Origin of the sequence: Photobacterium salinisoli (assembly GCF_003614885.1) — a bacterium.
GTDB lineage: Bacteria > Pseudomonadota > Gammaproteobacteria > Enterobacterales > Vibrionaceae > Photobacterium > Photobacterium salinisoli.
Genome location: NZ_QZMS01000007.1, coordinates 1,972,719 through 1,986,782, shown reverse-complemented (window position 1 = coordinate 1,986,782; position 14,064 = coordinate 1,972,719). Strand labels below are relative to the sequence as shown.

Genomic DNA, 14,064 nt, shown 5'->3' with positions numbered 1-14,064 from the left:
TGAGAAGAACACCGAACTCAAGCGCGACATATGTACCGCAACAATGGATGTTGCAAACCTCATCCTTTATTCGTTAGAGAAATGACAACACCAGAGATCCAAAAAGGCTTTTCTGGGCACTCATCGAGCAGACCAAGCGCGCCATGCGTTTCGTAACAATGGATGTCATTTAAAATGGTTTGCAGAACAACATGTTGGCTTAATGATGCACACTGTGGCAAAGTCTGTTGAAAGGGATTGCATACCATTTGTTATACGGGGAAATACAGATTCATGAAAATTGACGCTTATCTGGTGAACGCCTTCACTTTCAATGGCACTGGCGGAAACCCTGCCGGCGTGGTGTTGCAGGCAGATAATCTTTCTGATGAAGAAAAATTAAACATCGCCAAAGCTGTTGGTTTTTCAGAAACCGCGTTTGTGTCGCAAGATGACGAAGCCGACTTTGCCGTGTCTTTCTTTACCACCACGAGTGAAGTGGATTTCTGCGGTCATGCAACTTTGGCGGCATTTTCAACCCTGTATCAAAAAGGGATGATATCCGAAGGGCAATATGTTCAACGCACGAAAGCTGGCTTGCTTGCCGTCACCATAGCGCCTGACGGCCAGATAATTATGGAACAGAAGCTACCTGAATACCTTGGGGAACTGGCTTACGAGGCGATATCAGAACTCATTGGTATCGATGCAGCCGTGCTGGCGTCAACCGGGTTACCCATCGAAATTATTTCCACTGGTCTGAGTGACATCATTGTGCCCGTGCCATATGGGTACTTAGATAAAATCCGGGTGAATGAAGATCGACTCAGTGATTTTTGCAGAAAACATCATCTTGTTGGTCTTCATGCGTTTGAATTGTGTGGCAAAGACAGTGGTCTGACCGCGAGTTGTCGAAACTTTGCCCCGTTGTTCGGTATCTCGGAAGAATCCGCAACCGGCAGTGCCAGCGGCGCCTTAGCCTGTTATTTATCCAAGCACCTTGGTAGCGAACATTCGAATCGTTTTCTTTTCGAACAAGGCAGGGCAATGAATTGCGTTTCCATCATTACCGCGGCCGTTGAGTTGAAAGAGCACGATATCATCAAGGTAAGGGTCGGCGGTTATGCGCATGAGATTGGGCTGCAGCAAGTCTTCTTTTAACTCTGTGTTTCAATGAGCAGAGTCCGTGATTTTTTCGCGATGACAGCCCCGTATTTTTAGGCCTGGAACGAGTCGTTTTACGCTGAGCAGAGAAAACGAGACAAGAAGGATGTGATGAAGTTATCTGAGTTACAAAGTCATATAAAAACGTTCGATCATGCCCCCGAGCAATCTGAGCACTATTTTCTCAAATTAATCGAAGAAGTCGGTGAATTGTCGGAGTCTATTCGTCAAGGCACAGGCGGACAACCCACATTGGATGACCTCAAAGGGTCAGTGGCTGAAGAATTATATGATGTGTTGTATTACGTCTGTGCTTTAGCCAATATTCATGGCGTTAATCTAGAGAAAACCCATGAACTCAAAGAAGTCTTGAATAAGGCGAAGTACAACCGATAGATCGCGTGTTACACAGGTGAGCATCCTCAGAAGGATAGCCAGCCACCACCCCAGGGTAAAAATACATGGATGTATTTTTAGGTTGTCGGCGCCGGGAGCGCCTACAACCGACCCGGACAACAGCAGAGAACCCAAGGCTTTTCTGGGCACTATTTGAGCAGACAAAGAGTGTCTGGCGCGCATCAAACAATGCTGATTAGAACAACGAACTCAAGCGCGACATACGTACCGCAAGAATTGATGCCTTTTTAAAAGGGTCTGTGAAGTAGCATCTTGGCTCAGTGCCCATCAAGGATAAGAGATGTCGATCGGCACTGTAATCAACAAGAGCACGCCTGCACGTCATCTGTCTGCCGATCGATCACCCCAGTGGGACAGGAGCGCCTCGCGAAACACAGTCAGTTTGGCTGAATATTGACGCGATGGCGGGTAGAGCAAAGTCAGTGGCTGGGGAGGCGGTGCATTGTGGCTGAGCACTTCCTGTAAGCGTCCGTCGGCGAGATATGGCCGGACGAAGAAAGTCAGTAGCTGCACAATTCCGGTGCCGGTGACGGCTGCTTCAACCAAAGGGTCGCCATGATCCAGAATCAGATTCCCACTCACATCAATGCTGATGGGTTTACCGTTATCCGTAAACCGCCATGGGTTAATCAGCCCGTTTGAAGATAAACGAACTCTCAGGCAATTATGTTCTGATAACTCGTTGATACACTTTGGGACGCCACGTCTGGCAAGGTATTTGGCAGAGGCCACTGTGACCCAATGGGCTGGCGATAAGCGCTTAGCTATCACTCGGGCATCGGCAACGGGGCCGCTGCGAATGACCGCATCAAATCCCTCATCAATAATGTCGACGATTCGGTCGGTCAAAACCAGTTCGATGTTTAACTGGGGATGGGATTCCAGTAGCTCACTGACGATTGGCATCAGGATAGCCCGTCCAAATGCGGAAGGGGCACTGACTTTCAGCGTGCCTTGTGGCGCATTGCCATGATGCTGCATTTCATGCTGAGCATCAGAAAGTCCGGAGATTAATGGGCGGACGCGAGACAGAAATAATTCACCGTCTGCGGTCAGGCTCAGGCTGCGGGTATTGCGATGTAACAATTTCACACCCAACTGTGCTTCCAGTCTGCTGATAGCCCTGGAAATACCCGATTGCGTAATACCTAGCTGCGTGGCTGCAACGGTGAAGCTTTGGTGGTCGGCCACTTTAATGAATTGCCTGATGGCATTGAGATCAGCATCCATGATTTAAGTCATTAGTGAAATGAGTTCAAAGTATTTATCGATCATATGTCATAAATGATACTGGGTGAACCTTAAACATCACTTGGAATGAATTTATGCGATCTCCTTTACCTTCAGCGGTTTACCTTCTTAGTCTCGGTATCTTTATCATGATTTCCTGCGAGTTGCAGGTGCTGGGTTTTATGCCTGCGCTGGCAGCCGATCTGGGTGTGTCCATTGCTGAGGTCGGTTATCTGGTCTCTGCCTTTGCTGCCAGTATGGCCATTGGCGGCCCAATCCTCATGCTGGCGCTGTCTCGTTTCCCACCGCGCACGATTCTGGCTTGCCTGTATACCCTTTTTATTCTGGGTGAGCTTTTTGGTGCTCTGGCACAAAGCTATACCCAGCTGATGCTGGCACGTGCTGTTACAGGTATGGTGTCTGGCGCATTCTTTGGGGTATCGATTGGGCTTTGTTCAAGGATGGTCGCCCCCAAAGACACGTTGCGAGCCGTTGCAATGGTGCTGGCAGGTATCATGTTGGGCACCATTATCGGCTTGCCTCTGGCAAAAGTGATTGCAGAATATTGGGGATGGCGTGAAAGCTTTTATGTGGTCGTGGCACTGGCAGTGTTCAGCGCAGTCTTGACGCTGAAGGTGGTTCCGTCCTTGCCAGCAGAAGCTTCGCATCCGTTAAAGCAAGAGCTGAAAGGGGTAGCAGATGTGAAGTTATGGTGGGTGTTTGCGACCAGCTTTTGTGTGATTGGTGCGGTTTATGCGCCTTTTAGCTTTATCGTGCCGATTCTGACTGATTTAGCGGCTCTGCCGGAAGGGGCTGTTACCTGGTTACTCTTGGCTTACGGGCTGTGCATGCTGGTTGGAAACTATGTCGTTGCTGGTCTGGCTGTGAAGCATGCGAAAGCAACAATCATGGGCGGTCTGGCTATTATGATCACTGTTTTTGTGATGTTTGCGCTGTTTGCCGACACCAGCTGGGTGGCAGTGCTTTGTCTGGTCCTGTTGGGGTGTTGCGGGGTGAGCCTCAACCCGGCCCTGGTCAGCCGACTGATGTCGTTACCCCAGGGAGAGCGAGCCTTTATCAACACCTTGCACGCCTCTGTGATTAATGCCGGGATTATGTTCGGCAGCTTTGCGGCAGGCCTGACACTGGATGCAGGTTTCAGTCTGCATGCCACAATATGGCTGGGAGCTGCCATTGCTATCCTTGGTCTGACCGTGCTTGGAATGTCGCCTCAGCTTTGCGTATCGTCTGCCCAAACAGCGTCGTAGTTACCTGAGACAGAGTAGTCCCTGATGCATTTTCGGACAGCTGTAAAGTATTGCTGCCCTTTTAAAATGCTTCTGTTGTCAGCACCTTGCCCGGATGAACCTCACCAGGAATATTCAGCTAAGCTTGGCTAAATCCCCCTGAAACACAATATGACTCAGCAGGAGATCTGAACCATGAGCGAGCTGACTATCTGGACGTTAGACTGGGTGCCTCAAGGCCCGCGCGGATTTGTGCGCGATCTGCGGTTACGATGGGCGTGTGAGGAGGCAGGGCTTCCCTACAAGGTGCAAACGATCCCGTTTGATGACCGTGAGACGAACCATCTTGCCCGCCAGCCTTTTGGTCAGGTTCCGTTTTTGAGCGACGGGGAAATGCAGCTCTTTGAAAGTGGTGCATGCCTGATACACCTTGCGCATCAGTCTGACCAGCTGATGCCGAAAGATGCTGTGGGCCAGGCGCACACGCTGCAATGGGTCTTTGCAGCGCTTAATTCTATTGAAATGGTCAGTGTGCCCTGGTGGTTTCTGACGATGTCCGGTAACAGGGACAATGAACTTACGGCGTGGTTGGACAAGCGGTTGGATCAGCTCGAGGCTGTGCTGAGCCAGCGAGAATGGCTCGCTGGGGAGCAGTTTACGGTTGCGGACCTGCTGATGGTCGACGTGCTGCGCATACCGCAGGTGCGCGCAGCCGGCAACCGCCCGGCTTCGGAAGCCTATGTAGCTCGCTTAACCCAGCGTCCGGCCTTCAGGAAAGCGTACGCGGATCAGATGGCCCATTTCGAACTGGCCGACAAGATGCGGGCCTAAACTGTCTTTCAGTCGGGTGTAAGCCCGGACTGGCCTGCTCCCTCAAAACCCAGCAGTAGCCGCATTTTTGCTGCAAGGGAGAGGCCACCGGATCAATCCGCTCAGCCATGTCGGAGTTTCGTGTTTACGTTCAGCCTGACCGGCATTACAAGCCCAGTCTCAGTAGTACTTCATCGGTCACATCGTAGAATTCGCCAAACCCGATCAGCGAGGTAAACTCATTTTCCAGCGCTCTGGCGCGGTGCATGGCCAGACGGGACAACTCCGCCAGTTCCCGGCTGATCAGTGCGGTAGTCGGATCCAGCATAGGCACAGCGGTGATACGTATCGCCAGGAAATGCCCCTGCTCTCTGGCTTGCTGAGCAAAGCGGCGGCGGGTGTCACCGGTTGGGAAATCACTGAACAGCTTGCTGAGCACTTTGGGCTGACCAAGCGGCTGAGGCAGCACCGCCAGGTACATTTCGTGGACATAGGGATCACTGACAGCGACCGGACGCATGGTTTCGCTGAGCAGGGTTTTCACCCGGTTCTGGAAAATGGGCGCCAGATTGATCTGCTTACCATCACCCAGTTCCATCATCAGTTTACCCAGTGGCGGTAACGGCTGGTTAGCGCCTAATGCTCGCACTTTCACCTGATTATCAATTTTCTCGCAGAAAAAGGGCAAACTGTTGAGCCGTGTCAGCAACATCTGGTGCATGGCCAGTAACAGCGGGCCGGCAGGCATGATTTCTTCACTGACAGGCAGTCGCTCTTCATTGTGCTTGATGAGACGCCGCAGGAAATGCTCGCTGCGGGTGGCATCATCGCCCCGGCCGGTTTCCAGTTGTACATTACGCCTGTCGGGACTCAGACGGACAACCTGATAAGGAATACGCTTGAGCGGAGCGTCTTTGGCCATTTTCAGCAGTTCATCGAAAGTCACTTTCAGCACATCACCCCGTTTGGCATCCAGCGGTTCAGCAAGGCGGATATTCAGACCGCGGGTAGACACATCAATGCTGGCACCACTGAGAATACGGGCTTCCTGGTCCGGTGTGCCGGGCTGTAACAGGCTGACAGGGGTGCGAAACAGAAAACGCGATTCGCTGCGCTGCGGTTTGGGATCAAAGAAAATGGCGTGTGTGCCGGCAACGGGATTTCGCGGATGACGGAAGGTCTGTAAATGTTTGCTTGGCAGTGCCGGCTTCTCTGTCAGACGGTAGTCATTGCGACCTGCCATGTTGGTCAGATTCTGCAACACCCCGATATGGGTCAGACTAGAGAGGGTTTCCAGCAGTTCAGGGGCAATTTCCTGCAGCTGGATTTTGTCATCCTGGCTGATAGGGTAAAGCGTCAGGCGAACAACCCGCCAGCTCTCTCTTGTTGCCCCGATTTGCCAGAACAGCTGCCGCTCTTCCACGCTCATCTCAGGCAAGGTGGCGGAATAAAAATAGGTTTTGCCTTCGTGCTGATGGGTAAAGCTGTAGATCAGGGTACTGCCCTGGCTCAGGCCTTCCTGGCCCAGCGTACGGATACGATCTTCAGACAGCAGATGATTGATCACCGACTGGTTGCGCTCGTCATGCCAGTGTTCCCACAGGTGACGGTTATGCTCTGTCTGCAGGCAATACTTGAGCTCGTTACCGGCAAAAAACAGCGGTATGCTGCTGGTATGTTTTAAAAAGCAGTGCTCGTAGCCCCGGGTGCGCGACTGAATGATTTTGTCTTCGTGGTTTTGGCGCGAGCGGCTGGCCGCCATTTTCTGGCGGGCTTCAATGGCATCTTTAAGTGCATCACCGGATTCAATCAGCATCAGGCGCAGCCAGGTATAGCTGTCGTTATCTGCATGGGGCGATACGCCCAGAATCCGGTAGCTGATCCCCTGCACGAGTCGTTCGTCTTTGAGTTGTTTGGCCAGCTCAGGGAAATACGCGGTGACAACCTGTCCGGTATGGTAGCGGAATGCGGAAGACACCCGAAAGCGTGCGCCGGAAGGCGAGATATCCGATGTGGTGCCGTTCACTTCCTGTGAATAGGGCAGAGTCAGCACAACCGGAGTGGTGATCTGAATACGCTGTTCGCTGCGGCTGAGATGATAGCCAAAGCGCAGCAGCTCGGCACCAAAAGGCAGCGCTTCGCCCGGCTCCTCTGGAGGCGGTGCTTGTGTGTCCTGCTGCTTCATGACCCGGAAGTTGTTGCGGGTATTCATCAGCGATTCATACAGGCCTACCCGGTATTGTTCGCCATAGGTTTTGATCCGGCGGCGATAGACATTCATCGCCACGTCATCCAGCCAGTGCGTCATCCCGTGCATGTCGTAGGGGCGACACTCGCCACTGACCTTACCGCGTAAATCAACGGGCTGGCGGCAGGGGGCCATCAGACGGTTCAGTTCCATTTTAACCTGTAAGCGTACCGGACCACTGAGATCCGCGGTCAGGTGCTGAAACAAGTCATTAAAATCCCCGCTGTCATAAGCCGGGAGCAGTTGTTCTATCAGTCCTTTGTATTCATCCAGCAACATAGTGGTTTTAGCAATAGGTCTCTATCGGGTATGATCCCTATTGTGCAGTAAAACGAAGAATTGTCATAAGCTTGTAGGCGGAAAGTCAGGCATGACGCATGTCCTGTCTGTTTCTTAGCCACAGATTAGCCGGCACCTGCACTGAGTGGCCCTTTCCGGTCACGGCTTGAAGACTAAAAAGGGTTACAATGGCGAAAACCAAGAGAGCTTACGTCTGCAGTGATTGCGGCGCCGATTTTCCACGCTGGCAGGGCCAGTGCAGTGCGTGTGCAGCCTGGAATACCATTACTGAATTTACTATCCCCAAAACCAAATCTGCTCTGGGTGGTGCAGGTGGCGGCGGTGCGGTCAGCAGTTATGCCGGTTCGTCGACCAAAGTGCAGACTTTATCGGAAGTTGAAAGTAAAGATTTGCCGCGTTTCAGCTCGGGTATCTCAGAACTTGACCGAGTGCTGGGCGGCGGTATTGTACCGGGCTCAGTGCTCCTGCTCTGCGGGGATCCCGGCGCCGGTAAATCGACTCTGTTGCTGCAAAGCATCGGGGCGGTCGCGGAATCCCGTCAGGCGCTCTATGTGTCCGGTGAGGAGTCCATTCACCAGATTTCGCAGCGGGCAAAACGTCTGGCGACGCCGAATATCGATAAAATTCAGGTGGTAGCCGAAACCTCTGTTGAGCAGATTCTCAATCACGTGGTCGAGCAGAAAGTCTCTTTCGTGATCATTGATTCTATCCAGACTATGACAGTCGCGCACAATGAATCGGCGGCGGGAAGCCCGAGCCAGGTCAAAGAATCGGCGGCGGCACTGACCCGTTTTGCCAAGACGGAAGGCGTGACTTTCATGATTGTCGGCCACATCAATAAAGACTCGAATGTGGCCGGTCCGATGCAGCTGATCCACATAGTCGATGGCTTGTTCGCACTGTCATCGACGTCAGATGAAAAGTTCCGGGTATTACGTACCTCCAAGAACCGTTTTGGTGCTGACTCTGAATCCTGTTTCTTTGCCATGACAGAAACCGGCATGAAGCAGGTCAAAAACCCGTCTGCGATATTTCTCAGTCGCTCTAACAAAAACCATGCAGGCTCGGTATGTACCACGCTATGGGAAGGTACCCGCCCTTTGCTGGTGGAGATTCAGGCACTGTGTAATCAGTCGATGACGGAAGTACCGCGCCGCCTGAGTGTGGGGTATGATTCCAACCGGCTGGCGATGTCAATTGCGGTGCTGGCACGGCATGGCGGGGTGATGCTGTCGGACATGGACATCTTTGTAAACTGTGTTGGTGGGATCCGGATCGAAGAGACTTCGGCGGATTTATCTGTGTTGTTGGCGATCTTCTCCAGTTTTAAAAACGCCCCGATCCCACAGGACGTCCTGGTGTTTGGTGAAATCGGCCTGAACGGAGACATCCGTCCGTCAGCCAACGGCGTGGAGCGCATTCGGGAAGCAGCAAAGCAAGGCTTTACCCGTGCGATTATCCCGAAAGCCAATGCGAGCCGTTCACTTCCCGGCATTGACATTATACCGGTTGAAGATTTGCAGGAAGCACTGGCCGCCTTTGAGCGGGTTGCTGTCTGACAAGCCACTCTTTTCATTCTTCTGTCTGACCGGTTGTCGTGCGCAATGCAGACAACCGGCATATTGCCTTGGCCCCTGATACGCAGGCGCGTTCAGCGCTCACTCTTTGTTAGGACAGCAAAATACGCCAGCCAGACAAACCTTGGCCGCGCCCGAATCGCTTTCGTTAATTTCACACTTCAGGTGTCATTTTCACTCTTAAAAAAGTGAATTGCTCTTTATCTTTAGTAAATATTTTCAATAGCCCTCCAGTAAAATCTCCTCATTACATAGGAGGTAATACATGGCAATTGAATCATTTCTGAGCTGTTCTCATTTTAAAGATGCACCTAAAGATGTTTTCATGGCATCTCCTTATCAGCGTCCTTGTCGGCCACAGGATTTAAAGGCACTGGATTTATCGCAACCGGTTAACCTTGATAATTACTCTTCAAATGAAAATTTGCTGATTCAGCGTTCCATTTTAAACGCTTATGAATTAGATCTGGTTTTTTTGCCTTTCAGTAAACCTGTGAACCTGAAGGAATTAAAAACATTTTACTGCGATGAAAACTATAAGAATGCAGCAGCAGTATTGCCTTGTTTTGAACACCTTGCATTCTCATCTCTGGAAAAAAGCATCAATGTATCAGGTCATTGGACCCTGCAGGATTTTGTTAAATATACCAAAACAAAAATAAAAGATGTTGCCAATAGTGAGTCAACACTTTATAAAAAAATAACAGGTTCGAAAGATCCTGAGTCAGCGGCTAGGTTTTTCTTTATTCAATGTGCGGGGGACTTCCTGTCTGAAGCCTCTGCCATGGCACGGAACGTGTTAGGTAATTATGGCTCTTCTACATCTGAACTTTTTAAAGTTCTGATCGATGAATACGGTTATGGTGTACACGAGAAAAAACACTCCAGCATTTTTGAAAGAATGATGAAAGATGTTGGTTTAAATGAAATGATTCACTATTACTGGAATTTTTATACACCAGGTAGTTTATCTCTCATTAATTATTTTCATTACATTTCTAAAAACCACAGCAGATTCTTTAAATACCTTGGTGCGCTTTATTATACAGAAGCGACGTTAGCCTTTACCACCAAGAGCCAATCCAAGATTGTTAACGATGTATTTAAAGGTCGGGTGAGTTCTCTGTACTTTGATGAACACAGCCATATTGATATACATCATGGCAGAATGGCACTCGAGAAAATTATTATTCCTCTGGTTGAATTACATGGCGAACAAATCATTCCGGATATCTTGTCCGGCTTTGAAGAGTTTGCTTCTCTGCAAGATATTGCTGATGAAGAGTTGTATCGCCATATTGAGGTACATGACTCGCTTGATGAACTGGTAGAAAAAGCGAGTAAATACCATGATGTGAGTGGTGCAGTTAAATTTGAAGAAGTACTTGGTGAAGTGTCTGTATCACATATTCACAACAATGATGAATTATTCATGGTAGATGAAGGAGAGTTAGACCTTTATTTCTCACCTGATAAAGTAGTGAAGATGAAGGCAGGGGATAAAATCATCATTCCGTCAGGTATTCTGCACTTATCAAAAATCACTTCAGATACATGTCGTTATTCTGTTAAACATATTGAGGTGGCATAAATGACGGTAATATCCTTAGATTCAAGAAAAAATAACAGGCTCGCTGTTAATGAACAAAAGTTTTTCATTAAACGTGTAGAGCATGATGGCAAAGTCTGGGTGCTACCCTCTGAATGCCCACACCGCGGTGGTCCGCTGCACCTGGGCAAGCAGTGCGATAAAACAGGCGCAATAGTTTGCCCTTGGCATGACAACAGAATTAGCATGCATTGCATAAAAAGAAGCTCATTGCCAGCGATATCCAATAAAGAATTAATTCATGTGGTGTTGCCGAATGATAACTACCGCATATGGTCAGAAAGTAAATTATAAAGGCATAGAAAATGAATAGTACATTATTGAAAACGTATCTATTGCTTGCATTTTCTGTTTTTCTGGATATGTCAATTCAAATTGTGATGATCTGGAAAATACTTGAAATAACAAGTTCTACAGTTTATATGGGCATGATTGTCAGTATTGGTGCAGTCACCCCTTTTATTCTCAGTAAAGTAATTAAAAAGAAAGATATCTTTTATAAGAAATCTACCATCACAACGCTCAGGGCTGTTTTCTTTGCTTGCATGGTTACTGTGTTATATTTCAATGCAACGGGTATGATTTACATCATATTTATGGTTGCTGTTTTTTCTTCTTGCAATATGGTTTGCAGTATCAATACCTTTGAAGTAAAAAACTCCAGCTTTGTGAAAAGCAAACTGATTGAAGCCTCTAAGGCGTCCAGAGTATTGCAGACAACCATTCAGTTTGGTGCTTTCTTTGGTGCGCTGTTTGGGGGTTGGTACCTCAAGGCCATGGGCTTTGAAAGCTTTATTCATTATATCGCGGTAATGTCTATCTTATTGTCAGTGTCTTACCTGTTTGTTTCTGATGTGGATAAAGAAGATGCCGAAGCTGAGAAAAGCAATCAGCAAGCGCTTTCCGGGAAAAGAGAACGCTTTATAATCCAGGTTGCCTTATCGGTTTTAACCGGCTTACACATCGGTGCGTTCAATACCTTTGTCCCCGTGTACTATCAGCTGTTCAGAGAATGGGGGCCTGATATTCTGGGCTTTGCCTCTGGGCTGGCAGGAATAGGGGCATTATGTGCGGCGCTTCTTCCTCAGAATAAACGTGTTTATTTACTCAGTGCGGCACTGTTACTGGTGGGCGATATCGGACTATTCTTTATGGATATGCCTTACTTATCTGTACTGTTCTGTTTCTGTATTGGCTATGCGGTTAACTCCGTAAGGATTACATCAAGAACAGAAATTTTGAAATCTGATGCGGTTCAGAGTGATGTCAATAACGCTATCAGTCATTCTAACTATCTGTTCTATATTGTGTCTGGCACCATTCCTATGCTGGTGACTCTGCTCTTGACCTATTTTTCATTCTCAAGCGAAGCCTATGGCGTGTCGCTGATATTGGTGGGTGTTTTTTCCGCTGTCGTCATCTTGCTGTTAACCAGAAGTAAAAAAACAATCACATTGGAAGGTGCATATGAAAAGTAAAGTATTGATAGTGAATCCAGCATCCAGCGGAAAAATGATCAGGCCGAAACTGCAAGAAAACAATATTCAATGCGATGTGTATTTTGACTCAGAGCATGATCCCAAAGGCATGCTGGATACGATTAACATCGAAAACTATGATAATAATGTATCCCATCTTCACATTGATGCATTGCAGAATGAAAAGTACGATGCGGTTATTGCCGGGTCAGAGTTAGGTGTTGAACTGGCAGATAAACTCGCCAGTGCATTAGGTTTACCGGGAAACTCACCTTTGACTACTGGCCTGCGCCGAAATAAAAATGAAATGCAAGATGCATTGAAAAAGCATGGCTTGCCCTATATTCAGACATTTCTGGTTGATATGGATGGGAAAGGGCTTAATGAGCTAAATGAAATAAAATGTAAAAAGTATATTATCAAGCCTGTTAACTCTGCGGGTTCCGAAAACGTCTACTTCTGCAATAGCAGAGATGATGTAATTAACAAAATATCTTCCCTGCCTTGGGGAAAAATAAACAGTACAGGAAAAAGAAATGACCAGTTTCTTGTTCAAGAGTTTATTGAAGGCGAGGAGTATGTTTTAGATCTGATAGTTAATGGAGACCAAGTCGCTTTAGTTGCTATATGTAAATACGTAAAAGGTCAGTCTGGTAATAATCCATTTGTTTATAATCGACTGGAACTATTGGATCCTTATGACGCCGGGTTGGCAACAATTCGTGAATACGCAGTTGCTGCTACCAGGGCGCTCGATATCACGTATGGTCTTGTGCATATGGAACTGATGCTGAACCCATCGAAAGGCCCGGTAATGATTGAAGCAGCAACACGGATACACGGTGGTGTTGCCCCATCATTATTTGAAAGTTGTTATTCTCCTAGTTTGCTGGACACGATTGCTACACTGGTGTCAGAGCAAAGAGTACCTGAACAAGATTCGAAGCGAGTTAAGCAGGGAAGAGTGTATTTTCATGTCAATAAATACGCTGCAAAATTCACAGGTGTCGATGCCATCAGTGACGGAAAACTAAGACGTATTCCATCATTGATTGATTATTTTGTCACAGTGAAAGAGGGACAAGTATTGTCTGTCACAGAAGACTTATTCACTTGCCCGTGTCTTGTGTGGTTATCCAATGATAATGCCTTTGATTTAGAGTCTGATATTCAGGAAGTTGAGCATGTTCTTAATGATGTATTTAACAAGGAGTTGATCAGTGCCTAAGCTAATCATTAAAGACACAGATGAAACGATAGAAGCAGAAACAGGAACCCCTGTTTCAGAATTGTTTGAGTTTGATGGGCTTAGAAGTGTTCCGTTTAATTGTATGCGTGGCATTTGTGGTTCTTGTGCCGTAAAACCGGTCACAAATATAGATCATCTCGGCGATGTACATGAGAATGAGAAAGGCACACTTGAGATTCTGGCTTTGTGTCCGACTGAATACAGGTTACTGTGTCAGTGTACTTTAGTCAGGGATTCAGAGGTTGAGTTAGCTTAAGGTAATTATGAATATATCTACTTTATATAATAACAATGTGAAGTTGTTTGAAACGTTAAATCTGGATTATCGTTCATATAAACATGAGCCTATACTGGATTATGAAACCGATCTGAAAGTTTCTAAAGAGTTAGGCTGGACAGCAGCACCCAGTAAAAGCTTATTTCTGAAACGTAAAAGCGGCGGCTACTGTGTGTTTGTTACCCACAAAGAAAACCGTTTTGATCAGAAGAAGATTCGCGACGTTATTGGTGAGCGGGTTTCAATCTGCAACAATGAAGAGATGGCGACCATTACCGGTTGTATTCCCGGCGCGTTATGTCCTTTTGTTTTAGATACATCGATTCCTATTATTTTAGATGTCTCTTTATTGGATCATAAAGAAGTGATGTTTACTCCGGCCGATCCCAGTTATACATTTATTGTTGAATCAGATTCTCTGGTTAGTGTCTTCGAAAGCTTGAACAATGAAATGTACTTTTATGCTAATTAAAATAGGG

At 47.7% G+C, this 14,064-nt stretch carries 13 protein-coding genes; 11 read left to right on the top strand and 2 right to left on the bottom strand.

Going from position 1 to position 14,064, the window contains the following annotated elements:
* Window positions 1–273: 273 nt before the first annotated feature.
* Together D6M16_RS09590 and D6M16_RS09585 are read left to right on the top strand one after the other, a co-directional pair.
* Window positions 274–1,140, top strand: coding sequence for a PhzF family phenazine biosynthesis protein (locus D6M16_RS09590; RefSeq protein ID WP_120511584.1), 867 nt, complete (start codon window positions 274–276; stop codon window positions 1,138–1,140).
* A gap of 114 nt (window positions 1,141–1,254) precedes the next feature.
* Window positions 1,255–1,539: a MazG nucleotide pyrophosphohydrolase domain-containing protein gene (locus tag D6M16_RS09585; RefSeq protein ID WP_120511583.1), complete on the top strand. Its 285-nt coding sequence runs from the start codon at window positions 1,255–1,257 to the stop codon at window positions 1,537–1,539.
* Between the two features lie 342 nt (window positions 1,540–1,881).
* Here the strand turns inward: D6M16_RS09585 and D6M16_RS09580 are convergent, their stop codons facing one another.
* Window positions 1,882–2,790, bottom strand: coding sequence for a LysR family transcriptional regulator (locus tag D6M16_RS09580; RefSeq protein WP_120511582.1), 909 nt, complete (start codon window positions 2,788–2,790; stop codon window positions 1,882–1,884).
* Between the two features lie 95 nt (window positions 2,791–2,885).
* Between D6M16_RS09580 and D6M16_RS09575 the strand changes: the two genes are divergently transcribed.
* Complete coding sequence (locus D6M16_RS09575; RefSeq protein ID WP_120511581.1) at window positions 2,886–4,058, top strand: MFS transporter; 1,173 nt, start codon at window positions 2,886–2,888, stop codon at window positions 4,056–4,058.
* A gap of 174 nt (window positions 4,059–4,232) precedes the next feature.
* Entirely contained in the window at window positions 4,233–4,868 is a 636-nt protein-coding gene (locus D6M16_RS09570) for a glutathione S-transferase family protein (RefSeq protein WP_120511580.1), read from the top strand.
* 145 nt (window positions 4,869–5,013) lie between these two features.
* On the opposite strand, the gene D6M16_RS09565 is transcribed toward D6M16_RS09570, so the two are convergent.
* On the bottom strand, window positions 5,014–7,374 hold the full coding sequence (locus D6M16_RS09565) for a PilZ domain-containing protein (protein WP_120511579.1): 2,361 nt from the start codon (window positions 7,372–7,374) through the stop codon (window positions 5,014–5,016).
* 188 nt (window positions 7,375–7,562) lie between these two features.
* Here D6M16_RS09565 and radA point away from each other — a divergent pair, with 188 nt between their 5' ends.
* The 7 genes from radA to D6M16_RS09530 all read left to right on the top strand — a co-directional run bounded on the left by radA (window position 7,563) and on the right by D6M16_RS09530 (window position 14,057).
* Window positions 7,563–8,954, top strand: coding sequence for a DNA repair protein RadA (radA, locus tag D6M16_RS09560; RefSeq protein WP_120511578.1), 1,392 nt, complete (start codon window positions 7,563–7,565; stop codon window positions 8,952–8,954).
* A 283-nt stretch (window positions 8,955–9,237) separates the two neighbouring features.
* Window positions 9,238–10,563 carry an iron-containing redox enzyme family protein gene (locus tag D6M16_RS09555; protein ID WP_120511577.1) on the top strand — a complete coding sequence of 442 codons (1,326 nt, stop codon included), beginning with the start codon at window positions 9,238–9,240 and terminating at the stop codon, window positions 10,561–10,563.
* Window positions 10,564–10,875 (top strand): Rieske 2Fe-2S domain-containing protein, encoded by a 312-nt coding sequence (locus tag D6M16_RS09550; protein WP_120511576.1) that lies wholly within the window; start codon window positions 10,564–10,566, stop codon window positions 10,873–10,875.
* 11 nt (window positions 10,876–10,886) lie between these two features.
* Entirely contained in the window at window positions 10,887–12,059 is a 1,173-nt protein-coding gene (locus tag D6M16_RS09545) for an MFS transporter (RefSeq protein ID WP_120511575.1), read from the top strand.
* Window positions 12,049–13,287, top strand: a complete 1,239-nt coding sequence (locus D6M16_RS09540; protein ID WP_120511574.1) for an ATP-grasp domain-containing protein — start codon at window positions 12,049–12,051, stop codon at window positions 13,285–13,287. Before D6M16_RS09545 ends, D6M16_RS09540 begins: the two co-directional genes overlap by 11 nt.
* The gene (locus D6M16_RS09535; protein ID WP_120511573.1) at window positions 13,280–13,564 is read left to right on the top strand and encodes a 2Fe-2S iron-sulfur cluster-binding protein; all 285 of its coding nucleotides are present in this window, start codon (window positions 13,280–13,282) and stop codon (window positions 13,562–13,564) included. The genes D6M16_RS09540 and D6M16_RS09535 overlap by 8 nt, the downstream gene beginning before the upstream one ends.
* 7 nt (window positions 13,565–13,571) lie before the next feature.
* Complete coding sequence (locus D6M16_RS09530) at window positions 13,572–14,057, top strand: YbaK/EbsC family protein (RefSeq protein WP_120511572.1); 486 nt, start codon at window positions 13,572–13,574, stop codon at window positions 14,055–14,057.
* Window positions 14,058–14,064 lie beyond the last annotated feature (7 nt).

Bases quoted from the DNA above. Each gene is read 5' to 3' on its own strand.
- D6M16_RS09590 (WP_120511584.1), top strand. From the start codon at position 274: ATGAAAATTGACGCTTATCTGGTGAACGCCTTCACTTTCAATGGCACT.
- D6M16_RS09530 (WP_120511572.1), top strand. From the start codon at position 13,572: ATGAATATATCTACTTTATATAATAACAATGTGAAGTTGTTTGAAACG.
- D6M16_RS09550 (WP_120511576.1), top strand. From the start codon at position 10,564: ATGACGGTAATATCCTTAGATTCAAGAAAAAATAACAGGCTCGCTGTT.
- D6M16_RS09555 (WP_120511577.1), top strand. From the start codon at position 9,238: ATGGCAATTGAATCATTTCTGAGCTGTTCTCATTTTAAAGATGCACCT.
- D6M16_RS09565 (WP_120511579.1), bottom strand. From the start codon at position 7,374: ATGTTGCTGGATGAATACAAAGGACTGATAGAACAACTGCTCCCGGCT.
- D6M16_RS09540 (WP_120511574.1), top strand. From the start codon at position 12,049: ATGAAAAGTAAAGTATTGATAGTGAATCCAGCATCCAGCGGAAAAATG.
- radA (WP_120511578.1), top strand. From the start codon at position 7,563: ATGGCGAAAACCAAGAGAGCTTACGTCTGCAGTGATTGCGGCGCCGAT.
- D6M16_RS09585 (WP_120511583.1), top strand. From the start codon at position 1,255: ATGAAGTTATCTGAGTTACAAAGTCATATAAAAACGTTCGATCATGCC.
- D6M16_RS09570 (WP_120511580.1), top strand. From the start codon at position 4,233: ATGAGCGAGCTGACTATCTGGACGTTAGACTGGGTGCCTCAAGGCCCG.
- D6M16_RS09575 (WP_120511581.1), top strand. From the start codon at position 2,886: ATGCGATCTCCTTTACCTTCAGCGGTTTACCTTCTTAGTCTCGGTATC.
- D6M16_RS09580 (WP_120511582.1), bottom strand. From the start codon at position 2,790: ATGGATGCTGATCTCAATGCCATCAGGCAATTCATTAAAGTGGCCGAC.
- D6M16_RS09545 (WP_120511575.1), top strand. From the start codon at position 10,887: ATGAATAGTACATTATTGAAAACGTATCTATTGCTTGCATTTTCTGTT.